This window comes from Spiroplasma endosymbiont of Sarcophaga variegata, assembly GCF_965178695.1.
Taxonomy (GTDB): domain Bacteria; phylum Bacillota_I; class Bacilli_A; order Mycoplasmatales; family Mycoplasmataceae; genus Spiroplasma; species Spiroplasma poulsonii.
The window spans coordinates 273,324-298,942 of record NZ_CBCXVU010000002.1; the positions used below are offsets into that span (position 1 = coordinate 273,324).

A 25,619-nucleotide genomic window follows, 5' to 3' on the forward strand; every position below is an offset into this window, starting at 1 on the left:
TATTTTATAAATATCAAGAGTTTTCGACAAAATTAAAGTCTATCTTTAAATAAATTTAAGTACATTTTTGCTCATTCTAAACATTGCAAATCATAATGATTTTTATGATGTGAAATAAGACAATTAATAGGTTGACAATTAACTCAATCAAAAGATGTTGTTATTTCATTTCAAGTTTTATTAATATACAAACTTTTATATTTTGTCATTATAATTCCTCCTATTTTTAATTCGCTGGCACTCACTTCCAAGTGAAAGTGCCAAGCGAGAATTAGTTATATAAGTATTTATCTATTTATTTACTACGCCATCCGCTTCACTGGAGGTGAGCGGTGGCGATTAGAATTTACAATTAACTACAAAGTACTACAATGTTCTACATTTTGTAGTTGTTTGTAAATTTGTTACGCCGTGTATATATACCTCTTCATCCGCACCATTTCAGGTCAAAGCGTTCAGTTTTTAAAATAAATTCACTCGCACCTTGAAGAGCCTAATGCTAATCGCAAATTTATTTATAAAGTGATCATCTCTTTGTTTATTGTCGTTCGATGTTGACCTTGCACTTATCACGACTATCGCTTAGTTATAAAAACCAGCGCCGATTTACATTTTTCCTCATACACTATTTCAGTACTTGCCTCGGCCGGCTGTGGAATAAAAACACTTAGTTATTTAAAATAACCGTCCCACACTGCATTAAGTTGTTTTATAAAATTTAAGTTTTAAAAAACCAGTTTCTAAATCAAAAATAATTTTTGAATTTTCTAGTTTTTGATAAAACTGCTTTTGTTTTAAATTTTTAACTTGATTTAATAAATCTTTGTGTTTTTCACAAGTTCATAAAACTTTATTTGATAAAAATTCTTCGGTAATGAATGATATTGCTTTATAGCAATCATTAATATCACATATTTTTTGTTGTTGAATTATAATTACCTCACTTTCAAATTAATTTTTAAAGTTAATTTTTAAATAAAAAAATCAACCCAATAAGGGTCGATTTTTTTGTCCTATTTCATCCTTTATTCTACATTAATCTAATAGTTTTATTTAAAAAATCTAATTTAGCATCGCTTATAAAAGATTTACTATCTTCTAAACACTGTAATAATTCTTCATATTTAGCATTAAAAAAATAATCCACTGCTTTATGATATGTTTCTCTATTTTCCTTATTTTTATTTTGATATGGATATAATTTTTTAAATCTACTTGTAAGATGAAATTTATCTATTGTATAGTGAATTTTATTTTTAGGAAAATATTGATGCATAAAAATTTTAGTATTTTTAATTAAAGGAGCACCATCACCTAAAATCATAATTTCAATATTAGGTATCATATTTAAATGAGTTTCAATTAAAGAAAATAATTTTATAAGAACTGGTTTTAAATCTTCTTCTTTTTTAAGATAATCTGGAATATTATCCATTTCAAAAACACCTAATTTATTTGCGATTACAGGTCTTTTTACAGTATATTTTTCTTCATCATACCCAGTATGTACAGTACATGCTATCGTATGTTTTTTTATCTTTTTTCTTTCCTCGAATTTGGCGAATTTTTTGATAAATTGATAAACCAATTCAAGCAAAAATACCTAATATAATAACAACACTAAAAATTGTCGTTAATCAAACTGGCATAACTTATTCCTCCTAAAAATCTAATTTTCGCGGCACGCTTCGCGTGTTCGCTACGCTCAAAATAAACTATATTGAATAAATTACCGCTAATAAATTACGCGGATAATTTATTCATCTTCTTTTTCATTATTAATTACAATATTATTTACCGTATTAATAACATTATCTTTTCCATACTTAGTTACTAAGGACCGTAAAATAAAATAATGTTTTCTTTCCATTAAAAAATCAACTCCTTTCTGAGTTGATTTGTTGCACTTCATATTACAATTTACATATTATAAAAAAAAGCAAGAGATTTAACAATAAATTTACTTTTTTATTTAAAAAATTCAATTTCTTTTAAGAAAAAAATAACAATACTTTAATTAACTTCTATTAACTTATTATTAATAATTTGATATTTTTTTATAACTTTATAAATTCATCATTGAAGTTTTTTAAGATCGTTTTGATTATACTGCAAAGTATTCTTAAAAACATTGGCCTCCCTTTTAAGTTGACTAAAATTTTTATTATTTGCCCCAAAATTTATTTATAATCAAAAAATATATGCTGGATCTTGATATTTTGAACCAAGTTTAACATTGTCTTAATCAATTATTTTCTTAACTTCTAAATTTTGGGTAAAAATAATATTAACTGGGCTTAAATCCCCGTGAACAACATATTTTCTCTTATATTTTAATTTCTGAAAAGTTTGAATTACTAACAAAATATTTTTTAATTCTAAAATCCCTGTAAAACCAATTTGTTTAAAAGTATAACCGGAAATTAAATCATATGAAATATAATTTTGAAAAATATTTATATTAGGTAAATAATAACTATTATTTGCTAATAATCAATTAATAATGTTTTTTCTTTTCGGACTTAATTTAACAAATTTAAAAACTGTATTATGATTAATAATAATTATTTGGTTAGATAACCCATTATATTTAAAACTTTTCGAAAAATTTGTTAAATTTTGTGACACCCTAAAAATTCCTTCACATTTTTAAATTAAACATTAAAGCCTGTTATTTTTAATGATTCCAAATCTCATGATACTTTTTGTGCGTAATTCGTGGTAGAATCGTTTCTCGGCGCCCAATAAAAGGATAATCAAAATGAATAATTGCTTTGGCAAAAATCGGTGTAATGATTACAAACCAGATAACACTAAAGATTGGAATTCAGAAGAACTGTGTTCCTTTTGCCGCTGGTAAAATCCCCTTGTAAATAAAATCAATTAAACCATCAGTAAAGGATACTCAAATGTGAACACCTAACATCGACATAAATAAGCCATTTAACCCAGCAATTGGCGCATACACAAACACATATAGTAATGGTGATGCTAAGAAAATAAATAAGTTAATGATAATATTATTTCCTGTTAAGATTGTTACTAATACGATAATTGACATTAATAACGCGGTTGGAACGCGGTTTTCTTTCTCACTAGTTAAAACAATAGCAACACTAACCCCTAATGAAGCACCAAATACAATCGCATAATTTGGTGGTAATTTTAATTGAAATAGATCACCAATGTTTTGACTATATAAGAATCAATTATATAACCACGTTTCAATTCCATTAATTTGTGGTAAACGGTTAAATGGTAAGATTGACATTCAGTCAATTAAAGATAATTTACTATTAAGTAATTGTGGTTGTTGTAAATATGTTCATACCGCTTGAATGCTTTCATTATTTCAACTTTGCGTGAAAATATTATATTGTCAACCATAACTATATGAGATCTGACAAAATAACTCTAGAAATTCTTGTTGAGTTAATAATTGTGAATTACTTTGCACAAATAAGTTTGCTGAAATATCTTTAAATCCAAATGGAACTAATAAGATATTTAAAAATTCATAAACAAAAGCAGCCCCTAAAAAATTACGCGCACTTTGACTTCACATTCAGAAATAAAGTTTATTTAAAAACATTGCCATCCCAATCCATAATAATAAGAAGATAACAGCTAACAGCATACTAACAAAAACAACAATGATGCTGACCAAAGGAAAGCCATTCAGTAATCCTAATGATTTAGGCATTCTTAATTCAATACACTTATAATAAATGTATGATGACACAAGACCAACAACAACCCCACCAAAAATTGACGTATTTAAGGTAACAATTCCTAATGTTGAGCCTAAAAATAAAGATAAATTATCCCCCTTATAGAAAAATAAAATGCTATCAACATACAAGATTCCATCTGGTGTAACCTGATATTGAATTAAAGCAAATTGGGTTACCGAAAAGACTAAAAAGCCAGTAACACCAATTGCTACGGCTTTAAGATTATTAGTAATACTAATAACAGTAACAAGACAAAAAATAATTGATAAATTATTAAAAACAGCTCTTCCAATTTTAATGAAGACGTCCCCTATTGTAATTAAGACTTGATTTTTACTGTGTTCATTTAAAGTGGCACCAATCCCATAGATCAAAACAATCAACAACAATGGGATAATTATTAAAGTAATAATTTTAATAAATCGTTCGTATATATCTCTAATTTTAATTTTATTATTACTATAGCCCTTCCCATTTTTTTTGATTTGATATAACTTATCAATCCTTGACATTTCTAATTAATGCCCTTTAATTCAAAGTCTACTTCTGACTCATAAACTGGATTCGACCAGTTACTGCGTCATAAAATGGATACGGGTCAGCATATTGCTGCGTGATATTTAGAGTATACATCACACCGAACTGGATCGTATTGTTTAATAACATTCCAACAACCGATAAAACAACATAATCACCAATGAATTGTGACTTAACTTTACCCATTGTGAACATTGCCCCTGATGAACCAGTATTAAAATCACTCGTACGATAAACCATACTATCAAAGTTGTTTTGTTTATTATCCCCTTTTAACCCTGTTGTAATGCTTGAGTCAATAATTTTAAAATAAGGATATTGTTGAATAAATAATTCTCATGTCGTAGCATAATTTAAGTAGTTAAAAACCAATGGTTTGTCACTATTAGTGACAAATTTCATCCCACGTTTTGCAACTGGAAATGATGCATTTCCAGACATCACACTAATATCTCAATTTAAATATTTCGTTGTGGCTTGTTCTTGATTAAGCGTTGGTGGTAACGTTGATCCTAACGTTGAAGCTGTTATAATGGTAAAAAATGTTTTGTTCATATTTAAATAACTCCTTCTTTATATTCAATTAATATTGTTGATAATTGCTAAATGTTTAATATAAGTTGATACAAAAAATAGCTGCTAACTATTCTATGTAATTAATCATATCATATTTTACTTTGGAAAAAAAGAAAAAACTGCTTTAATTTTGTCGAAAACTCTTGATATTTATAAAATATACCTAAAATTAGGTATATTTTTAATATATGGAGGTAAATAAATGATGAAAAAAATAATTACAGAATTAATAAATAGCTTAACAGATGATCAATTTTTAGAATTTTATGAAAAAATAAAACAACAAGCAGACTTAATTAAAAAACAAAAACGTTTAAATGAAATTGATCAAAAATTTAGAGATAAAGGCATTATATGTCCTAATTGCAAATCTTTTCATTGTGTTAAAAATGGTCATAATTCCGAAGGAAAACAAAAATATTTATGTAAAAAATGTCGTGCTAGTTTTGATGCATTTCGTCATCATTTTACTTATTGAAGTCATTTAAATTATGAACAGTGAAATTTATTAATTCAAATTTCATTGTTAGGACAATCTAGTAAAATAATTTCTCGTTTTATTAAAACAACCCCAAAAACCGCTTGATATAATCGACAAAAATTAATGCAATCAAAACAATTAGAAAATACACAGTTAAAATTTAAAAAATTAAATGGTCAAATCCAAATGGATGAAACATTTATTAAAGAAATTCATAAAGGCAATTTTAAAGATAAATTTGATAAACGAAAAACTCATCTCGATCCATTTTCAACTGATACCAAATGCTGTATTCAAATGGCAGTTGATAGCAATAATAATATTTTTGTTCAATCCACCAATACCAAAAGATTACAAAAACAATGGATTATTGAAAATATGAATAAGCAACTAATTAAAGAAAAATCAATAATTATTTCTGATATGCAACCACTATATTTATTAGTAGCAAAACAAACAAATTCTACTCTATATTCCACCAAAACTAGTACAAACCCTGATACTAGTTATCAAAAGTTAAATAAGATTAGTAAATTACAATCCAGTCTTAAAGAAGCCTTAATTCATTATCATGGTTTGGGTTTCACTAATATTCAAAATTATTTAAAGCTCTGAAAATGAAAATACCAACACAAAGGTTTAACACCAAACCAACAATCAACGGTATTATATTTTAACGTTTAAAAAATTTAAAGCAAAATCATAATCTTACACAAAATTAGTTTTCAAATTGTCATATTGATGATTTTTTTTATTTCATCAAGAGTTTTCGACAAAATTAAAGAAAAACTGCTTAAATAAGCAGTTTTTAATTAGCTCTTTAAACAACAAAATCCCTTCATAAAACCTAATCTTACTGTTTATATTCATAAATCTGGTTAATAACCCTTTTCATCATCATTTTTGAAGACTAATTTTTGTAAAAAATTTAATTTTTAGGGGGATTAAGATAATGCGAATAGTTAGCAATTGTCAAATTAACCGGAATGTAATCTGTCATCCCAATAATTAATTTATTTTCTTTACTAAAAATTTTAATAAAAACAACAAAACTATTAACATTTAAATTATGATTCTTAAAAGCTTCACCTGTTTTATTTTTAAAAATTTGATAAGAATAATCATTACTTGTAATATTGATATTAGTTTTATGAAACATTTTCAAAATTACTTCATCAATTGTTTCTCTAAGTTCTCCAATTGTAATAGTTGTATTTTTAGCTGTAATAGAAATTATTTTTTCATCAAGTTCTGTTCATATACTAATGTTTATTTTTTGTTGATTATTAAAAGAACTTGGTTGTAAACGAGTCATTGGTATTTTTGATTTTCGTATCGAAAGAACCATATATGCAAATCATATAGTTGTTAAGACAGTATAAATTGTATCTCCGATTTCCATTGCGCTACTCCTTTTTGCAAAGTTTACTTGCTTATTAATATTATACTTGAAAAGAAAGCAAAATTATTACCCCTTCCTCTTTAACAACTTACTTCCATAAAGATTTAATTAGTGCAAATTATTTGATACTTTCATATGTTCCACTAGATGTTTATTAAAAACACATTGACTTTTTAAACTTTAATTTTTAATGAACTAACAACAAAATTATCCGGATGATCAATTAATTGCCAATGATATTTTTTTCAACTATAACATAGAAAAGGAATCAAACATAATGAAGCAATAAAATCAATCCCACCCATTGCGATAAAATAATAAATTGAATTATTAGTTCAAATACTAATCCCATATCCTAAACATATCATTGGAATTGCAATAAAGATAGCACAAAAACTAGTTGTTATACTTGCCAAAGTTGTTTTATTAATCCCTTGATAAAGGGTAAAACAAATAAAAGTTGTCACACAAAATAAATACGAATAAACACACAAAACTAATCATCATTTATATTTGCTAACATATTGACTTGGAAAAGCAAACATTAACAGCATTTGCCGATTAAAGATTATTACTAATAATAACATTAAACAAAATCAAATAATTAACAAATAACCTTTAATTTTGTCGAAAACTCTTGATATTTATAAAATATACCTAAAATTAGGTATATTTTTAATATATAGAGGTAAATAAATGATGAAAAAAATAATTACAGAATTAATAAATAGCTTAACAGATGATCAATTTTTAGAATTTTATGAAAAAATAAAACAACAAGCAGACTTAATTAAAAAACAAAAACGTTTAAATGAAATTGATCAAAAATTTAGAGATAAAGGCATTATATGTCCTAATTGCAAATCTTTTCATTGTGTTAAAAATGGTCATAATTCCGAAGGAAAACAAAAATATTTATGTAAAAAATGTCGTGCTAGTTTTGATGCATTTCGTCATCATTTTACTTATTGAAGTCATTTAAATTATGAACAGTGAAATTTATTAATTCAAATTTCATTGTTAGGACAATCTAGTAAAATAATTTCTCGTTTTATTAAAACAACCCCAAAAACCGCTTGATATAATCGACAAAAATTAATGCAATCAAAACAATTAGAAAATACACAGTTAAAATTTAAAAAATTAAATGGTCAAATCCAAATGGATGAAACATTTATTAAAGAAATTCATAAAGGCAATTTTAAAGATAAATTTGATAAACGAAAAACTCATCTCGATCCATTTTCAACTGATACCAAATGCTGTATTCAAATGGCAGTTGATAGCAATAATAATATTTTTGTTCAATCCACCAATACCAAAAGATTACAAAAACAATGGATTATTGAAAATATGAATAAGCAACTAATTAAAGAAAAATCAATAATTATTTCTGATATGCAACCACTATATTTATTAGTAGCAAAACAAACAAATTCTACTCTATATTCCACCAAAACTAGTACAAACCCTGATACTAGTTATCAAAAGTTAAATAAGATTAGTAAATTACAATCCAGTCTTAAAGAAGCCTTAATTCATTATCATGGTTTGGGTTTCACTAATATTCAAAATTATTTAAAGCTCTGAAAATGAAAATACCAACACAAAGGTTTAACACCAAACCAACAATCAACGGTATTATATTTTAACGTTTAAAAAATTTAAAGCAAAATCATAATCTTACACAAAATTAGTTTTCAAATTGTCATATTGATGATTTTTTTTATTTCATCAAGAGTTTTCGACAAAATTAAAGATAATAAGTAAAATACCAAATAGTAACAAAACTAACTGCTGTTCCAATAAAGATAAACTCAATAAGCCCTGAAATCAAAGCACTTTGGAAATTTTCTGCTGATGCAGTTACGATATTATTAATTAAAGTATAATAATGTCAAATTAAAACAAAAATTAAAATTAACATTGTAATTGGTACGACAACTCATTCTCATATTTTTAACTTCATTTGTTTTGTTATTCATAATTTAATAGCAACCGCAAACATCATCGCATAAATAAAAATTGTAATTGCCGAAGAAGCTGCTGTTAACGAAGATCCAGTAAAAGGTTCCTGATAAGTTAATGATTGTTCAATCGTACACATAAAACCATATTCTTTTGTTAAGGTAATTCCTTTGATTAAATCTGGAATAATTAACCAAATAAATAAACTAAGAATTGTTAAACTCATATGTAAGAATGATGCTTTTGTTGAAATATTATCACGACTTAATTTTTGAAACCGATTAGGAAGAAATCCTTCGTGCGCTAATGGCTGTAACGATGTTCCGCCATATAAACTATCTTGCATAATTAGGTTAATTTTTAACGTAATTACAAACATAATCATCATAATCGTGCCCCCATAAACAACAAATTTATTATGAAAACTATTTCAAGTTCCCATATTCATATTTTGTACAAAGTGATTAAAAGCAGCAAAGAAAATTATGGCAATAATTAAATGGGATAAAACATTAATAATTAAAACGATAATAACCCCTAACCCAATATTCTTCCGTGCTGAAGCAATATTACGACCAGCAGTTGTAAAAACTTCAAACCCAATAAAAAAATAAAAACAAGAATTAAAGGCCTTAACAAAACCATCTAAATTTAAATGACTATTAGTACTTCAATATTTAAAATTATCATGACCATTGCGAAAAGCTAAATAAAGGCCTGCTAAAATTAAGACACTCGCTGCAATTAATTTTAAACTAGCCGTTAAATCGTTCAAACGTTTATATAATTTCATTCCGCCAAAAATAACAAAGGAAAAAAATAAGTAAATAACAATTCCAATCAGATCCATTCATAAATCACCAAAAGCAACAAAATTAAAAGCATACCACGGAATAACAACATGGTTTTGTTGATCATAACTAGCTACCCATGGCGCACTAAATGTTCCCCGTAATAACATCATAATTTAAAATGTAATTAAAAATGGCAATGTTATATATTGCATAAAAGCAACAAAAATTCCTCAAAACCGGCCAAAACTAGTTCGAACAAAAATATAAATACCACCATTATTATAACTATGGTGAATTCATGCAAACCGCGCACAAATATGGGCACACACGCCAACAATAAGTCCTTCTAAAACAATGATTCATAAAACATAAATTACAATTGCATTGGGAGCATCTAAATTTGATAATGTCGCAAAAGTTCCAACAAAGGTAATGCTAACTACATAGTTACAACCAAGTCAAATAAAATATGATAAACAAAATTTATTGTGACTATCATTTTTCTGAAGCATTCTCCACCTCCTTTATTATTTATAAATATTATAAATAGTTAATAATAAAAAGTAACTATCTTAAACAAATAGTTGCAATAAAATTTTGTATAATTAACTCTTATTAATTTTTAAATTAAATTTAACATCTTAATTAAAAATAATCTGAAGAAATTAGGATTCGTTCAGATCAAAATTTGCAATATACTTTTTGCAAATATTTATAAAAAATAACCAAAATGCTTCTTAATTCTCATTATCGACAAAAATCTTGAATTCGTCGACTTGGTTCTGTTTTAAAAGCTCCAACAACTTTACAAATTAAGTTCTCTTTTCAATTTTCAAGTTCTAATGGCATTTCCAACAAAATTTCTCGAAATGATTGCGTGTTTTTAACACCATTTTTTGTAAAATTAGCACTACCCGATCAAAATGCTAACAGTTCATTTTTGGCATTATATCAAGCGTACAATTTAGTATGTGTTTTTGCTGTCGTACTTTTAATAAGGCCCTCATCGTCTTTAATACTTCCCCGCGGATGTTCACGAATAATGTTTAAACGATTACTATACTTTTGATCAGTAATCACTTGCTTTTCCAAAACTGGATCAAAACCAGCCGCACTATTCCCAACAAAAACATCTAAATTAATATTATCGTCTGCTGTTTGATCTAAGTAGTCTTTAATAACTTCAGTTCCCCCATCGCCAGACAAAATTAATAATCCCTTCGCTACTTTTAACTTTGGATTTTGTTTTTGAATATTAACAATATCATTAAATTGTGATTTTTCTTTAATAACATTTGGCCCAGATTGATAAGTTTCTTTCTTATTAATATCAAAACCAGCACAATTTGCTTGATAGATTTGACTAATTCTTGTTGTATTTACTTGTTGTGTTGCGTTAATCCCACCACAAAAAATATCACGACCAACCCCTTTATAATTAGTAACATCATATAAAACTTCCTTATAAGAAGGTGCCTCTAATAATGCACTATTAGAAAAATTACCACTTCCCGTTAAAGCACGAATCATTTCATTTTTATCATTAAATCAAAAATATTATTTCATATGTGACAATTCTGTCGGATTATCAATAACATTTGCATATTTTGCAACATCATTTTTTAGAAATTGCTGATTATATTTTGCAATTTTTTCATTTTCATCAGGAGCACGACCACTACTTTTATAACTACGAATAATATCAACCGAAAACTTTCCTTTAACATTTTCCATTAAATATTTTTCCACAATTGAAGTTCCAACAAAACCATTAATAAAAACAGCATGCGCTGTATCGGGCGGAGTTGCTGTGATCATCTCTCATAATTTTGTTTTTTTGTTGCAAAATGATCATTACCAATGTTGCTAGTTTTTAACCCAAAAAATAGTCCTAAACTTAATCCCAATACTTCTAATAAACCACCACTAATCGATCCAATCATTTTGCCATTTTTCTTTATATTTTTTTGCATCTTGTTATACTACTTTCTCTTTTAACCTTTACTTTAACTATTAAGAATGTTTGCCTACAGTTTAATCTATTTAAATTATATCTTGTTAATATATTTTTTTATAAGGAATTATGCTTTAATTTTGTCGAAAACTCTTGATGAAATAAAAAAAATCATCAATATGACAATTTGAAAACTAATTTTGTGTAAGATTATGATTTTGCTTTAAATTTTTTAAACGTTAAAATATAATACCGTTGATTGTTGGTTTGGTGTTAAACCTTTGTGTTGGTATTTTCATTTTCAGAGCTTTAAATAATTTTGAATATTAGTGAAACCCAAACCATGATAATGAATTAAGGCTTCTTTAAGACTGGATTGTAATTTACTAATCTTATTTAACTTTTGATAACTAGTATCAGGGTTTGTACTAGTTTTGGTGGAATATAGAGTAGAATTTGTTTGTTTTGCTACTAATAAATATAGTGGTTGCATATCAGAAATAATTATTGATTTTTCTTTAATTAGTTGCTTATTCATATTTTCAATAATCCATTGTTTTTGTAATCTTTTGGTATTGGTGGATTGAACAAAAATATTATTATTGCTATCAACTGCCATTTGAATACAGCATTTGGTATCAGTTGAAAATGGATCGAGATGAGTTTTTCGTTTATCAAATTTATCTTTAAAATTGCCTTTATGAATTTCTTTAATAAATGTTTCATCCATTTGGATTTGACCATTTAATTTTTTAAATTTTAACTGTGTATTTTCTAATTGTTTTGATTGCATTAATTTTTGTCGATTATATCAAGCGGTTTTTGGGGTTGTTTTAATAAAACGAGAAATTATTTTACTAGATTGTCCTAACAATGAAATTTGAATTAATAAATTTCACTGTTCATAATTTAAATGACTTCAATAAGTAAAATGATGACGAAATGCATCAAAACTAGCACGACATTTTTTACATAAATATTTTTGTTTTCCTTCGGAATTATGACCATTTTTAACACAATGAAAAGATTTGCAATTAGGACATATAATGCCTTTATCTCTAAATTTTTGATCAATTTCATTTAAACGTTTTTGTTTTTTAATTAAGTCTGCTTGTTGTTTTATTTTTTCATAAAATTCTAAAAATTGATCATCTGTTAAGCTATTTATTAATTCTGTAATTATTTTTTTCATCATTTATTTACCTCCATATATTAAAAATATACCTAATTTTAGGTATATTTTATAAATATCAAGAGTTTTCGACAAAATTAAAGGAATTATGTAAAATGAAGTGCAACAAATCAACCCCTTTCTGATTTGATTTGTTGCACTTCACTTACACGATGCCTAACTATTCATACTGGAAAAAAAATAGTAATCTAAAACAAAAATTTTATATAACAAATTAAAACAGCGGACTAAAACGGGCATTATGTTAATCATGTTTTTAAAGTGTGTATAACAATTTACCACTTATATTTTTATTATAACGAAAAAATATTTTTCATTAAATAAAAAATACATTTTCTTTTCTTATAAAATATCTTTTAAAATTAATTCCAAAATAAATTATATTTTGCAAATAATTTGATACTTTTCTTAGCCCCTAATTTTATAGGTTATAATAATATATGTGTAAAAATTTACACACTCTACACAAAAAACTTTTGAAAATAAGTTATCAAAGGCAACTGATACAACTTATTGATAAATCAGTCAAGGCTTAACAATAAAAATTACAAATAGGACCGTAACAACTATTCTTAATACAATGTAATTTTTTCTTAACAAAGATTATTCCTTGGCAAAGATTTTGAGTAATGAAAGCATCTTCATCTAATTCATGAAGGTGCTTTTATTTTAATTTTAAAGAATCTGTTTCATAATTAAGTACTAACAATATTATTTCGTGCCAGAATATTTGCTTTCCACAAATTAATTTTTAAAAATTTTGCTAAAACTTTTTTAACAACATTAACATATGGTCCCGAAATAAATATAAAGGCCATTGTCCCAAAACTAAAGTTAGTAAATAAAAAACTTCACTTATCATCATTTAATGGTAAAAAGACTCAGAAAATAAACCCGGGAATAACCATCATCACATCTAACAAAATCCGAGCAACAGGATATTTTAATTTTGTTAGTTTAATAAATGCTTCACAAACATGGTTATAAGGACCATATCAAGTTTTACTATAAATTCAAATTGCTAACCCAACACAATATAATGAAAAACCACCTAAAAATAATCACGCCGCAATACCACCAGAACTCTCTGCTCATTGTTGAATCCCATCCGCTGAAATAATATATTGTCAATTAAAGTGAATTAACATTGGTAATAACCGTGCTAAAATTAAATCGCCAAGAATCATAATTGCAAATTTAACTCAAATTTAACGATCTTTTGTTTTCCGATATGCTTTTACATTTACAATTAACATAAAAATAATTGTAAATAAAATTAAAACTAAATAATACATTGATAACACTAAGGCATAATGAGCAGTTAGAACCGTATCATTTAAGTGACCCGACGCATAATTACCATACATTAAGGCTAACAAAGCAAAAATAGTAAAATCAATTTGACTAGCACCAGTACTAGTTGGCGCATAAATCGCAATCCCTAATGATGTCAAATAAATGCCAACAAAAAACAAAAAACCTTGTAACAAGAAAATATGTCATAATTGTTGTCACTGTCATTTAATTTTACTAAATCATTTTTTCATAGTATCCTCAATAGCTTTCTTTTTTTGTACTTTAATTTTACTAAGCGGATAAAGAAATGCAAGGTTATTTAAAATAAAAATTTAAAAAATGATATTCCCTTATTTTTTTAAATAATAAATGGGTCAGTATCAACAGAAACCTTAACCAATTGTCTCTTCAAAAATAGTTTGAATATTATTTAATAAGTTTCCTTTAATATAAGTTAATTCATTATCTAATAAATGACAACTTGTTTTGACATCATATCATAAGACATGATCATTGATGGTAGTTTTTCGAAAGTTAATTTTGTTAATATTCTCTTTTAATAATTCTAATAGTTTATCACTTTCAAGATGATCAATAATTAAATTGATTGCTTGTTGATTTGAAGTAAATTTATATCCTTCAAAAAAATTAATAAAGTTCATCGCATATTCTTCTTTTCATTTTGGGTTGGTTGAAAAAATGTAATCTTTAAATTCAAATAAATGCATTTTTTGATTAAATGTTCAATAAAAAGTTTTAATTTGTTCGATCACATCGGGAATAATCTCTAATTTTTTTTCATTGACATTAAAAGTCAACGTTAAAAATTGCATAAATAAATTAACAATAATATTTTCCGCTGCTTTTTTAATATCTTTATGGTATTTATTAAGATTCTTTTGAATTAACGGAACATCATAAAATAAATTATAATCAATTAAAAAAGCATATCTGATCCGATTCCGTAAATAATTATCATAAAAAGCTTCATAAACTTTCTTATTAGTAATTGCTGTTTCATAATAATTAATAATTAATCTATCATTAATTGGTAAAGCTAATAAATAATCAATAAAAAACTTATTTAAACCTTGGTATTGAAATTGGGTAATTTGATGATACGATAAAAAATACTTTCGATATTGACTAATACTAATTTTTCGTCAAATTGTTTCCGAACTAGTCGGATTTGAAAAATCAAAAGCTAGTTTTTCAGCTTTAGATGGTTCGTTTCATTTATCGGTTTGTTCTACAATATCTGCAACAGGTTCATCTTTTAAAATAATATTTCGTTTATATGGGTCAATATAATCTTCATCATCCTTCATCATTGTATTTTTTCTGCTATCATCAAAATTATTAGAAGTTAAATCAGGAATATCAACTAAAGCAATTTTAGGTTTTTCTTTTTCATTTTTAATTGGATATAATAATTGCATAAAATTTTGATAGCGGTCCGAAAAAGATAAACTACTAAAATCAATCATTTTTCGTACTGATGTTGTTTTTGGTTTTGCAACAACTTTTGGTTTTTCTTTTTGTTTAACAACTGGTGCTAATTTTTTAGTTACCACTGTTGGTCGCAGAACCTTTTCTTGTTCGTCCTCTTCATCATCTTGTTGGCGACGGTTAAATGATTCTAATGTTTCATTACCAACATAACCATAGCCACGAAGAAAAACAACACGGTTATTTTTTAACAAGGTAATAAATTGATTTGCTTGATCTGATGTTACTCTTGGAAAATATGTATGAATCAAATTTAATAACTCAGCTTTAATAATTCGATTACCATTTTTTGGTAAATATGTTTTAAATAAATATATTTCTAAATCCGTTAGATTTTTCATTTTTTTAATTTTAGCTAAATCAAATTTCATAAGGCCTCCTATTTACCAATAATCTTTTGAACAATGTCGTTAATAAGATCTGCTTGCTGATTCTTTACCATTCAATTACTATATAAAATTGATTCAATTTTTCAACCACGATCAACTAAATACTTTTGCCAATAAAAATCATATTCTTTTTGTTCAACTCCGATTGGATATATTAAATCATCACAAATAATCCCTAAAACATAATGATCATTTTTTTGATCATAAACAGTAACATCAATTTGATAAGTTCCTTGAACAGTGTGTGTGGCAATTTGATAACGATCATATTTGCTTAATGCGGTTGTTAAAGCAGCAGCAACTTCGGATGTAAATTGACGGTTAACTTTATAACCTTGTTGCTCTTGATGATAACTTTTAGCTGTTGCTAATTTTTCTAATACTTTATGTTCTTGATCTTTACCACGATTTAATTGTTCAACATATTCTAAATAATATTTAAAATAGCGCGGACCGGGATGTTTTGAATCTTCAGAAATTAATGATGACGGAAATGATTTAACAATATAAATTTTTTCTTTTGCCCGGGTAACAGCAACATTCAAACGGTTTTCACCCCCAGCTTGGGATAACGGCCCAAAGAATTGTGCAAATTTATTATTTTCATCGCGGGCAAAACCAATTGAAAAAATAATAATATCACGTTCATCACCTTGAATATTTTCAATATTTTTAACAAATAATCCCTCATTCCGACCATCATAAACACGGTGCAACTCTTGTTCTAGTTCTGGTGTTTTTTCAAATTCTTCTGTCAAATATTGTCAAATTAAGTTTTTTTGAACTTCGTTAAAAGTAACAACCCCAATTGTTTCTTGTTGTTTGCGCGTTACAATGATTTCTTTTATTAAAGCAACAACCCGTTTTGCTTCAGGAATATTACCACGGTTTTTTCAAGTTCCATCCGGAACTTCAATTAGTTTTAAGGGAAAATCTTTTTTTGTATTATTTGAAATCATAATTAAATTGTTATCATAAAAAGCCGCATTAGAAAAATTAATTAATTCACTATATTTTGAACGGTAGTGAAAACGCAACATACTAGAATTATATTGTTTACTAGCAAAGTCAAGTAAACTTTTATCTGTTAAATTTGTTTCAATTTCTAATAATTCGGCACTATTTTCCAACCCTTCATAATCAAAACGCGATGAAAAAAAGTTTGTTGGTCCTAATTGTTTTTTATCTCCCGCTACTAAAATCCGATTAGAGCGGTAAATAATTGGAATTGCTCGTTCAACAAAAATTTGTGACGCTTCATCAAAAATCAATTGGTCAAACTCCTGATGATTTAATGGTAATAATTGCGAAGCAATATCTGGCGTTACCATAATCATTGGAAATAACGTTTTAATTAATTCATAATTATTTTTAAAAAAATAAGTAATTGATCTTTTTGTTTTCTTTTTAGATTCTTCAATAATTTTTGGTAATGTTTCAATGAAGTTTTCTTTAATAGAATCACGAATTTGTTGATGATATAAATAAGTTAAATATTCTGTGGTATTAAGCATTGATTTATTACTTAAATTAGTTAGTTCCTGACGTCAATTCAATGTACCAACCTTTAATAATGCTCCATGTTTAAGTTTAAATTGATGGACAAAATAATGTTGATAAAGCAACGGGATGTCTTCTTCATCCGCAATAATTGGTCCTAAGTAAGCATATAATTCATAGTTTTTATCTTCACGTTGTAAGCGATCATTTTGATCAATTAATTCCAAGCGATTAACAAAATAATCAATATTTTTAAATTCTGTTGTCAAAGCCGCAATTAATTCTTCTTTTTCAACTTTAAATAAGTTAAATTTATTTTCATCAACACCATTAATTGTGTAACTAACCAGATTATTATTTAATAAATTAAAAATTAACGCTAAAAATTTTTGTGGTTTTAATCCTGTCGCTTTTTTTAACATTTTTTTAAATTCTTTCGTACTAAAACGATGATAAAGTGCCGCAAAATTTGGAAAATCATTAAATAACGCTAAAAATTTCTGAACAACGATTGTATTCTGATACATACGATGACAATGATGCAAATAATCATTATATTCTAATTCAAAGAAATAAAACTGACTTAATAATTCAAAATCTAATGTCATTGGATGGGCTTTAACATTATCTAAAAATTGGAGGTAGTACTGATACTCATTTTGACGCACAAAAGCTTTGTATCTTTTAATATCATTAAACATCGTATCCATTTTGCTTAAGAATGTTGCACTTTCTACTGGTGGATACAACTGGTTAATATTATTTATACTATCTAAAATTTTTTGATAAAAACTTTCCTTTTCTTCTAAATTCGTAATCATTAAAGCATAATTTTGAATTTTTTTCATATTATTATAAACTACCTTAATTGCATCTTGTTTTTCCGCACAAAAAAGAACTCGTTCACCACGACATAAATTATTAACAATTAAATTACTAATTGTTTGTGATTTTCCGGTTCCCGGTGGACCTTGAATAATTGTATTTTTTTCTAAAGCTTTTTTAATTGCTACTTTTTGAGAAATATCATAATTATTAATAGCCATAACAGCACTTTCTGTTAACTCTTCTTGATATAGCAACTGATTTTCTTTTCAATCTTCTTCGACATTATATTCATTTTCAAAAATTTTATTAACCGAATCATCAGTAACTTTTTCTAGATCACAATAATCACGATATAATGTGGTTGAGGAAATATTATACATCCCAAAATAACCATCAAGGACTAATCCTAAATTATTAATCTGATAATTATTATTTAAATAACTTTCTAAATTCTCATCATGTTTGAGAAACAATTGTTCTTGTTGTTTATAATAATTTAAATTATGTAAATGATTAATGCTGTCTTCGTTTTTAACTTTAAAACCCAATGTTTTTAAATCAGTAATTGCCTTCATAAAAATATCATCTGTTAAGGTTAATGAATCAAAACTAAATTCCGCAACATTATAATTACTATCTTTGATTTGACTCAAACGAATCGCTGAGTTTAATAAGATTTCATCATGTTTTGTTGCAAGAACAATTTTAGTTTTATTTCGACTAATTTCAGTAATTGGTCATAATAATAATGGGGCACGAAAAACTTTTTGTGATTGTGTTAATCCTTCAATGTATGGTCACCCAATATATAAAGGATTAATATTTTTTTCAAATAAATATAGTTTAGCATCTTGTAAAATTCGGGCAAATTTATTAAAAATTTTCGTTGTTTCTTCGGTAATAACTTTCTCTAATTTTAATAAACTTTCTTCAGTAATCTTTTTCCCCTCTTTTTTTACAAACAACGTAAAAATAAATTCAAGAATTTTTGAATAATGCAAAATTGGATACTTAGTAAAACCATGTTGTTTTAAATGCAAAGCAAATTCTTCATCGTTCCTGCTTTTATTAATAATTCCACCAACATAGCCACAAATTTCTTTAATTGTTTCTGTTGATAATTTTGTAATAATTAGATTTTCTTTTTTGCTAATATTTTTTCACACTTTTTCCGGATTTTGATTTGACAAAAATAACAAATCTAACAAATTAATAATATTTTTACTTTTTGTATTAATTTTTGTTAAAAAGATGTCTCCTACCGACTTGTCATTTAATAGTCGTTTTTTATACTCACTTAAAATTGTTAAAATATTTTTTTTCATAGTTTTTCTCTTCCTATTAATCTTAATTATACTAGCACATTTGCTAAGGGTTGTAAAATATTAAAAATAAAAGTAGTATTTTTGATTTTAAAAATACTACTTTTTTCTAAATTAAAAAGTTATCGAGGTATAAGTTATTATAAAAATGATATTGTTATGAAGTTAACGGTTAAATAATATGTGCACTTCACCGCGTAGTGAAGTTAATAATAATACTGGAAAAATAACACCATAAAGAAATGAAAGAGCTAAGAAATAAGAAATAATACTTACATATAATTGTGCTTTTTTATTTTTTGAATTAATAGAAATTAATCCTAATCAAAAGGAAATTAAACTTGAAATAAAAAGGATTACAATTGTTAAAAATGTTTCAAATGACATTTTTAGCACTGTTAACTCTGCTTTTCTTGTTATAAAGAAATTAAGTCCCTGCGGTAATAAAATAACATAAAGTAGTCAAACTACCATTACTAAATTAAAAATTCAAATACCTTGTTTTCCAACTTTATTATATTTATCATTATAATTTTGTAAATCAAAAGTATGACTTTCTTGACAACTAGGATCAAAATATAATAACAAACTGGAAAAAAACATTATAATCGAAGGAAGCACACTAATCAAAATCAAGATTGGTCGAATAAATTTTGCTTTTTTAGTTTTAATACAAAAAATAACAATGTTACAAATAAAACCAAAAAAAGTAAAACTAACCAAAATTATGCAATATGCTCACACTAATGAATAATTAAAATAATAACTTGTTATTTCACCACCATTTACTGCTACGACTTGATAAAATAAAAAGAATGGAAAAATTGTTAAAATACTAAGCTGATAAAGTCCTATTATTCACATGCCTCATAAAAATAATTTATAATTTTTCATTATGACATTGCTTTGCAATTAACAATGCGAAAACCAAACTGGAGTCACTAAATAAAAATGAAATATCATCCCATCATCAGTATTTCAATCATTTCCAATTAAACTTAATATTCCACTAGCAATCGCGATAATTGTACCATATAGTGTTTGTGACAGTCCATCAGCAAAAATACTACTAGCATTGCCACCATTTGTTAATAAATTATAGACTTGATCACATCTTCATTTTGCAATGTGTAGTTTTCAATATCCAAACCAGTATCACTTTGTTTCTTGCATAAAACCATTGTGTCAACCATATGCAATATTATTAAAAAAAGATGGTTCATCAGCATTAAACTTAAGGATACCTAACTGACTCATTAGTTCTAAATAAGCAAGATACTCATCACTTGTTAAAAACTGATAGACCGTTGGACTTCATAACGTTTGATTTAATTGTTGACGATCAATTTTAATTTTATTTTCTATTTTTTTAATTGCAGCTAATAAATTATTGTGCTGTTCAACACTAATTAAATTATCATCCTGCCCTATCTGTTGATCAGAAGTTATTTTACTTGTTGGTAGGCTCATCCGTTGTTCTGTTTCTAGTTTTTGTTTTAATAAACTATCATTTGTTATATTAATTGTTAAGGTTGTTAATGAAATGATACTAAAAATCATTAATAACTTTTTCATTATTAAACGTCCCTTCTATTGAACAATTAATAAACAATTATCATAATTTTTTCTTAATTTCATTGTAGCATAAAAAATAATTCTTATTGAATTAACCAATAAGAATCATTATAATTTATTAAACTATCAAATTTTTTTCTGAAAAATTTAAATCTCATTTCTTAGCAAACGCTAATGTTTTTTCTTTATATGCATTTTGATCAACAACAAGAGCCCCTGTATGTTCTGCTTTATTAACTAAAAAGATTTCACTCTTCTGACTTTCTTGTTGTTGTAAATAATACATCACCACTGAATTATGATATTTTACAAAACTATCTTTTGTCCCATGAATAAATAAAATTGGTAAATCTTTTAGGCGTTGATTTTCTTTTAATAAATTCATATGTTTTAAATTTGTTTTTGAATGCTTACGAAAGTTACGGTTAATTCCTAACGATATTAATCATCATGGTAACTTAACATATTTTCGTAAAAAAGCACGAATTTGTTGTACTGGTTGTGAAAATGGACAATCAACAATTAATCAATCAATTTTATTTTCATAATAAAACTGATGGGCAAATCATAATGCTGTTTATGCTCCCATACTAATCCCAAAGACACCAATCACACTTGGATTTTTATTTTGTTTTAATCACGTAATTAAAAAATTTAAAATAATTGAATTAGTAACACCTAAATCAGATTTATTACCATAAGTATTTCCGTGCGCGTAAGCATCAAATGTTAAGATGTTATATCACGCTTGATAAAAATGATAAATATTTCGTAACCCAATATATTTATTTCGTTTAAAACCATGTAACCCGACAACTCATTTCGTTGAAGTTGGATGTTCTAACGTTAATGTACTAATTTTATTATTATTAAATTCAATAAATGATTCTTGTAAATCATTTTCATTAATAATAAAATCTTTTAGTTTTTTCGCTTTAACATCAGCTTCTAACTGTTGTAAGGTATTTAATTCAACATTATTTTGATCAATACCACTCCGTTTATATTTAAAAAGATGTGGCACAAATACTTTTGAACAAATAAAGTATAGTAATAAAACAATTGGAAATAAGATAATTACTAATAAAACTTTAAAAAAGTGTAATTATATTGTCTTAGTTTTCGTAAACTTTTTTTGTAATTTGCCTCCATAGTTTCACCACCAATTTGTTATTTAATATATAATCGTTAATTATACAACAAAAGGGGAGAAAATCTTAACTAAATTAAATAGATTAATTAAATGAATTTACATTATTTAATTAATCTATTTAACATATTCTTATTATTTTCTTCTAAGATACTCTTCAATATCAAGTTCTTTTTTATATTCTAACTTTTTATTATAAAGTTTATATCACTCTTGTACATATTCATCGACATGAATCAAATAAGAAATATAGTTTTTACACGTTTTTCTATCATTTGCCTTATTTTTTAATTTAAAAGAAAAACCTTCTTTATTTTGATAAATTTTAGTATTTAAATGATACATATCTCAAAATTTTTTTGATATAAAAAACAACATTTTATGAAATTGAGATACTTCTAATAAGTCATCGAAGTTTTTTTCTTCTTCTAAAATATCTAAGATGATTGCTTGTAGTGGTATATTTAAAATCTTTGCAACTTTATTAATAATGTTCCTAATTATATATACAAATTTAAAGAAATTTGTATTCTTATACGTATTATTTATTTTATTAAATAACTTTTCATCATATGTCTCTTCTAAATTATCATAATTTTTAAAAACATAATCACAATCTTTAATTGAAAATATCGGAACAATATCAACTTTAATTTGATTTTTTCCCGTAATTTGTATTGACCTATTGTTATCTTTTACTTCCTTGCCTTTTCCAACACTTTCTTCTAAAAAATTAAAAATATCTGTTTTTATTTTTTTAAATTTTTCAAGATTTAATTCATTTTCAAAATATTTTATTGAAATATCTAAATCATTGTCTTTTAATTTTCTTTCAAAATAAACAGTTTTTGTTTTTACTGAACCCTTTAAGGCTATTTGACTTTTAAAAATAAAATTATTTTTAGTTAAAATAAATTTAACATCCTCAAATTTTTCTAACATTTTTTTATACTTAAAATTAAAATTATTCTTTTTTTAGGTTCTTTATATAACCATAGATATGTCATAAATTTATTCTTCATCTATTTTTGACATTTATCCTTTATATGAAGAAATGTTCCTTAAATTAATGTAGAATTTCCATAGTCTTTAATTTAATATTATCATTTATTTTTTAAATAATGTTTTTATCCTAATTATTTTTAAAAGGCATTATAATCAAACTAAATAACCTTACCAAAAATTATCAAAAAATAATTTTAATTAAAATATTTATTAATAATTTTTAACACATTATTTGTAAATATGTTATTTAATACTTATAAAAGGAAGGAATTTATTTATGTTAATTGCACATCGAGGTTTTCGTAGCCCCGCCGGAGAAAATCGTATGGTTGATTTTATTAATGCATTAGAAACTTGTCCTGGAGTTGAATTTGATATTCGAATGACTAAAGATCATCAAATTATTATTTTTTATGACCATAATTTTAAAAGAATTGGGAATGTTAATAAAACTGTTCGCCATTTTACTTATCAAGAAATTAAAGAGCTTGATTTTTTTAAAAAAAATCCCGAATTTTTACCACCCTTATTGATTGATGATTTTACTAACAAAATTGCTAAGCAATACCGAGTAATTAATGTTGAAATCAAACCAGATCGTTATAATGAACAAGAATTTACTTTGATTAAACAAGCATTGTTATTACTACAAACAAAAACAAATGCTGAAATTATTGTTTCTTCATTTGGCCATGACGCTTTAAAATTTATTAGTAATTTAAATAGCCCTTTTAAAAAAGGTTATTTAATTGAGAGTTTAAAAGATATTGATCAAACTTTAATTAACAAATTTGATTATTTACATCCGTCAATTGCAACAGCCAAGCAAAAAAAGAATGTTGCTATTATTAAAAATCTTAATTTACCATTAAATATCTGAACTTTTAAAAATGAAAAAGATCTTAAAATTATTAATAATTTATATCCCCAAGATTTTGTCCATAGTTATATTAGTTACATTGCAACCTTAAATCCGACCTTAAAATAATATTTTTATTTTGAAAGGAAACAAAATGAAAACATCAGAACAACAGAAAAAAATTAGTAGCAAAACAATATGAATTATTGCTCTTTTAGCACTAGCCGATGTCTTAGTAATGGCTATCCCATTCTACTTAAAAAACGTTATTTCTTCTGTCAAAATTTAAGAAGGATTGGGAATTAGCGCCTCGCAGTTTTCCCAAGCCAATGCTATTTATGGATATGTAGCATTATTAAGTTATTTTCTGGGCGGTTATTTTGCCGATCGCTTTAATTTAAAAAAGTTAACCCTAATTGGGTTAACTGGAATTGGGATTGTCAGTATTTGATATGGCTTAATTCCTTTTATTACTGGTGGAAAAATTATTAAAGTTTATGTTATTTTTTCCTTATGAAGTTTTATTACTTGCTTTATTTTTTGAAGTGCGCTATGGAAATTGTTATCAGAACAAGGAACTCCTGCTCAAAACGGTAAACTAAATGGAATTCATGGTAGTTTAAATGGGTTGATTGGAACAGTTATAATTGCAATCGCTTATTTAGTCTTTTGATTTTTTGAAAATGTTTGAACAGAGTCATTAGGAAACTGAGCTTTTAGTACTCTTGTCTTTATTTTTCCGGGTTTAATTTTTATTAATTGTATTTTATTATGAAAATTTGTTCCTAATATAAATCATAATTCTAATCAAAATAATAATTTTGATATTAAAGAATTGGGTAAAACATTAAAAAATTTTAAATTATGAATTGTTACTTTATTAATTATGGGAGTTTATATGTATCAATCTGGTTTAAGTATTTTTGTAACTTTTATGCAAGATGCCTTAAAAATTCTACCAATTATTGTCGTTGTTGTAGGAATTTTACGAACATATTTCTTCCGGTTTTTATTTAGTGCCCCCGCTTGTAAATTAGCTGATCGTACCCAAAAATATATTTTATTTATTGTAATTGGTTTAAGTTTAGCATCCTTAATTACTATTACTGCGATTAGTTTACCTGGTTATAATGAAACGTCATTTGAATCATTATCATCAACTTGAAAAATTGTTATTCAAACTTTAATTGTTATTTTATATTTAACATTAGGAATTATTTGTTGATCATTAGTTACCAACCGTTGAGCAACAATTTATGAAATTAATATTAGTCAAAAAGAATATGCTGCCTCTGTTGGGTTAATCTCATTTATTGCTTTTTCACCAGATGCCTGATTTTGACAAATTGATTCAATTTTATTAAAACATTATGGAACTGAAGCGGTTTATCTAACTAATAAATTAGCAAACCAAATTAGTTTAACAATTATTACAGGAATTGGCCTTTTTGCCTCTCTCGCAGGAGTTCTATTATTATTGGTTCTAAAAAAAGAGAAGCGACAAAAACAACAACTTGTTACCCTTGAATTTTAAAAAAAGAACTGTTG

At 25.7% G+C, this 25,619-nt stretch carries 27 protein-coding genes and 1 pseudogene; 5 read left to right on the forward strand and 23 right to left on the reverse strand.

Annotated elements, in window-relative coordinates:
* Positions 1-32: 32 nt before the first annotated feature.
* The 7 genes and pseudogenes from ACOBME_RS03025 to ACOBME_RS03055 all read right to left on the reverse strand — a co-directional run bounded on the left by ACOBME_RS03025 (position 33) and on the right by ACOBME_RS03055 (position 4,826).
* The gene (locus ACOBME_RS03025; RefSeq protein ID WP_338963759.1) at positions 33-209 is read right to left on the reverse strand and encodes a hypothetical protein; all 177 of its coding nucleotides are present in this window, start codon (positions 207-209) and stop codon (positions 33-35) included.
* 821 nt (positions 210-1,030) lie between these two features.
* A complete protein-coding gene (locus ACOBME_RS03030; protein WP_419334211.1) occupies positions 1,031-1,435 on the reverse strand; it encodes a hypothetical protein in 405 nt (134 codons plus the stop codon).
* Between the two features lie 94 nt (positions 1,436-1,529).
* Positions 1,530-1,649: pseudogene (locus ACOBME_RS03035) on the reverse strand (hypothetical protein); the annotation flags it as partial.
* Between the two features lie 107 nt (positions 1,650-1,756).
* Positions 1,757-1,912: a hypothetical protein gene (locus ACOBME_RS03040; protein WP_338966611.1), complete on the reverse strand. Its 156-nt coding sequence runs from the start codon at positions 1,910-1,912 to the stop codon at positions 1,757-1,759.
* A 329-nt stretch (positions 1,913-2,241) separates the two neighbouring features.
* Complete coding sequence (locus ACOBME_RS03045; RefSeq protein WP_338963762.1) at positions 2,242-2,628, reverse strand: hypothetical protein; 387 nt, start codon at positions 2,626-2,628, stop codon at positions 2,242-2,244.
* Positions 2,629-2,677: 49 nt separating this feature from the next.
* The gene (locus tag ACOBME_RS03050) at positions 2,678-4,246 is read right to left on the reverse strand and encodes a PTS transporter subunit EIIC (RefSeq protein ID WP_419334207.1); all 1,569 of its coding nucleotides are present in this window, start codon (positions 4,244-4,246) and stop codon (positions 2,678-2,680) included.
* 28 nt (positions 4,247-4,274) lie between these two features.
* Positions 4,275-4,826: a hypothetical protein gene (locus tag ACOBME_RS03055; protein ID WP_338963766.1), complete on the reverse strand. Its 552-nt coding sequence runs from the start codon at positions 4,824-4,826 to the stop codon at positions 4,275-4,277.
* A gap of 223 nt (positions 4,827-5,049) precedes the next feature.
* Between ACOBME_RS03055 and ACOBME_RS03060 the strand changes: the two genes are divergently transcribed.
* Positions 5,050-6,012 carry an IS1/IS1595 family N-terminal zinc-binding domain-containing protein gene (locus ACOBME_RS03060; protein WP_338963247.1) on the forward strand — a complete coding sequence of 321 codons (963 nt, stop codon included), beginning with the start codon at positions 5,050-5,052 and terminating at the stop codon, positions 6,010-6,012.
* A 244-nt stretch (positions 6,013-6,256) separates the two neighbouring features.
* Here the strand turns inward: ACOBME_RS03060 and ACOBME_RS03065 are convergent, their stop codons facing one another.
* Both ACOBME_RS03065 and ACOBME_RS03070 read right to left on the reverse strand, forming a co-directional pair.
* Positions 6,257-6,730: a hypothetical protein gene (locus ACOBME_RS03065; RefSeq protein WP_419334213.1), complete on the reverse strand. Its 474-nt coding sequence runs from the start codon at positions 6,728-6,730 to the stop codon at positions 6,257-6,259.
* Positions 6,731-6,903: 173 nt separating this feature from the next.
* Positions 6,904-7,275 (reverse strand): hypothetical protein, encoded by a 372-nt coding sequence (locus ACOBME_RS03070; RefSeq protein WP_419334215.1) that lies wholly within the window; start codon positions 7,273-7,275, stop codon positions 6,904-6,906.
* 151 nt (positions 7,276-7,426) lie between these two features.
* Here ACOBME_RS03070 and ACOBME_RS03075 point away from each other — a divergent pair, with 151 nt between their 5' ends.
* Positions 7,427-8,389 (forward strand): IS1/IS1595 family N-terminal zinc-binding domain-containing protein, encoded by a 963-nt coding sequence (locus tag ACOBME_RS03075; protein WP_338963247.1) that lies wholly within the window; start codon positions 7,427-7,429, stop codon positions 8,387-8,389.
* Positions 8,390-8,483: 94 nt separating this feature from the next.
* Here the strand turns inward: ACOBME_RS03075 and ACOBME_RS03080 are convergent, their stop codons facing one another.
* From ACOBME_RS03080 to ACOBME_RS03145, 14 genes are all read right to left on the reverse strand, one after another.
* Complete coding sequence (locus tag ACOBME_RS03080) at positions 8,484-9,662, reverse strand: amino acid permease (protein WP_419334217.1); 1,179 nt, start codon at positions 9,660-9,662, stop codon at positions 8,484-8,486.
* Between the two features lie 3 nt (positions 9,663-9,665).
* Entirely contained in the window at positions 9,666-10,004 is a 339-nt protein-coding gene (locus ACOBME_RS03085) for an amino acid permease (RefSeq protein ID WP_419334219.1), read from the reverse strand.
* Between the two features lie 235 nt (positions 10,005-10,239).
* On the reverse strand, positions 10,240-11,022 hold the full coding sequence (locus ACOBME_RS03090; protein ID WP_338963787.1) for a restriction endonuclease PLD domain-containing protein: 783 nt from the start codon (positions 11,020-11,022) through the stop codon (positions 10,240-10,242).
* A 27-nt stretch (positions 11,023-11,049) separates the two neighbouring features.
* Positions 11,050-11,310, reverse strand: a complete 261-nt coding sequence (locus ACOBME_RS03095; protein ID WP_419334221.1) for a hypothetical protein — start codon at positions 11,308-11,310, stop codon at positions 11,050-11,052.
* Between the two features lie 368 nt (positions 11,311-11,678).
* Entirely contained in the window at positions 11,679-12,641 is a 963-nt protein-coding gene (locus ACOBME_RS03100) for an IS1/IS1595 family N-terminal zinc-binding domain-containing protein (RefSeq protein WP_338963247.1), read from the reverse strand.
* Between the two features lie 692 nt (positions 12,642-13,333).
* Positions 13,334-13,825, reverse strand: a complete 492-nt coding sequence (locus ACOBME_RS03105; RefSeq protein ID WP_338963791.1) for an SPE_1075/MLC_0560 family membrane protein — start codon at positions 13,823-13,825, stop codon at positions 13,334-13,336.
* A 21-nt stretch (positions 13,826-13,846) separates the two neighbouring features.
* Positions 13,847-14,185 carry a hypothetical protein gene (locus ACOBME_RS03110; RefSeq protein ID WP_338963794.1) on the reverse strand — a complete coding sequence of 113 codons (339 nt, stop codon included), beginning with the start codon at positions 14,183-14,185 and terminating at the stop codon, positions 13,847-13,849.
* 141 nt (positions 14,186-14,326) lie between these two features.
* Complete coding sequence (locus ACOBME_RS03115; RefSeq protein ID WP_338963795.1) at positions 14,327-15,814, reverse strand: hypothetical protein; 1,488 nt, start codon at positions 15,812-15,814, stop codon at positions 14,327-14,329.
* An 8-nt stretch (positions 15,815-15,822) separates the two neighbouring features.
* On the reverse strand, positions 15,823-19,485 hold the full coding sequence (locus ACOBME_RS03120) for an AAA domain-containing protein (RefSeq protein WP_419334224.1): 3,663 nt from the start codon (positions 19,483-19,485) through the stop codon (positions 15,823-15,825).
* A 162-nt stretch (positions 19,486-19,647) separates the two neighbouring features.
* Positions 19,648-20,376 (reverse strand): hypothetical protein, encoded by a 729-nt coding sequence (locus tag ACOBME_RS03125; protein WP_419334226.1) that lies wholly within the window; start codon positions 20,374-20,376, stop codon positions 19,648-19,650.
* An 18-nt stretch (positions 20,377-20,394) separates the two neighbouring features.
* Entirely contained in the window at positions 20,395-21,057 is a 663-nt protein-coding gene (locus ACOBME_RS03130; protein WP_338963800.1) for a hypothetical protein, read from the reverse strand.
* A 118-nt stretch (positions 21,058-21,175) separates the two neighbouring features.
* The gene (locus tag ACOBME_RS03135; RefSeq protein WP_338963802.1) at positions 21,176-21,442 is read right to left on the reverse strand and encodes a prolyl oligopeptidase family serine peptidase; all 267 of its coding nucleotides are present in this window, start codon (positions 21,440-21,442) and stop codon (positions 21,176-21,178) included.
* Between the two features lie 192 nt (positions 21,443-21,634).
* A complete protein-coding gene (locus ACOBME_RS03140; RefSeq protein WP_338963804.1) occupies positions 21,635-22,081 on the reverse strand; it encodes an alpha/beta hydrolase family protein in 447 nt (148 codons plus the stop codon).
* 261 nt (positions 22,082-22,342) lie between these two features.
* Positions 22,343-23,149: a nucleotidyltransferase family protein gene (locus ACOBME_RS03145; protein ID WP_419334230.1), complete on the reverse strand. Its 807-nt coding sequence runs from the start codon at positions 23,147-23,149 to the stop codon at positions 22,343-22,345.
* Positions 23,150-23,489: 340 nt separating this feature from the next.
* Here ACOBME_RS03145 and ACOBME_RS03150 point away from each other — a divergent pair, with 340 nt between their 5' ends.
* The 3 genes from ACOBME_RS03150 to ACOBME_RS03160 are packed head-to-tail and all read left to right on the forward strand — an operon-like array spanning position 23,490 to position 25,605.
* Positions 23,490-24,200: a glycerophosphodiester phosphodiesterase family protein gene (locus ACOBME_RS03150; protein ID WP_338963808.1), complete on the forward strand. Its 711-nt coding sequence runs from the start codon at positions 23,490-23,492 to the stop codon at positions 24,198-24,200.
* A 25-nt stretch (positions 24,201-24,225) separates the two neighbouring features.
* Positions 24,226-24,360, forward strand: a complete 135-nt coding sequence (locus ACOBME_RS03155) for a hypothetical protein (RefSeq protein ID WP_338963811.1) — start codon at positions 24,226-24,228, stop codon at positions 24,358-24,360.
* Between the two features lie 6 nt (positions 24,361-24,366).
* Positions 24,367-25,605 carry an MFS transporter gene (locus ACOBME_RS03160; protein WP_338963814.1) on the forward strand — a complete coding sequence of 413 codons (1,239 nt, stop codon included), beginning with the start codon at positions 24,367-24,369 and terminating at the stop codon, positions 25,603-25,605.
* Positions 25,606-25,619 lie beyond the last annotated feature (14 nt).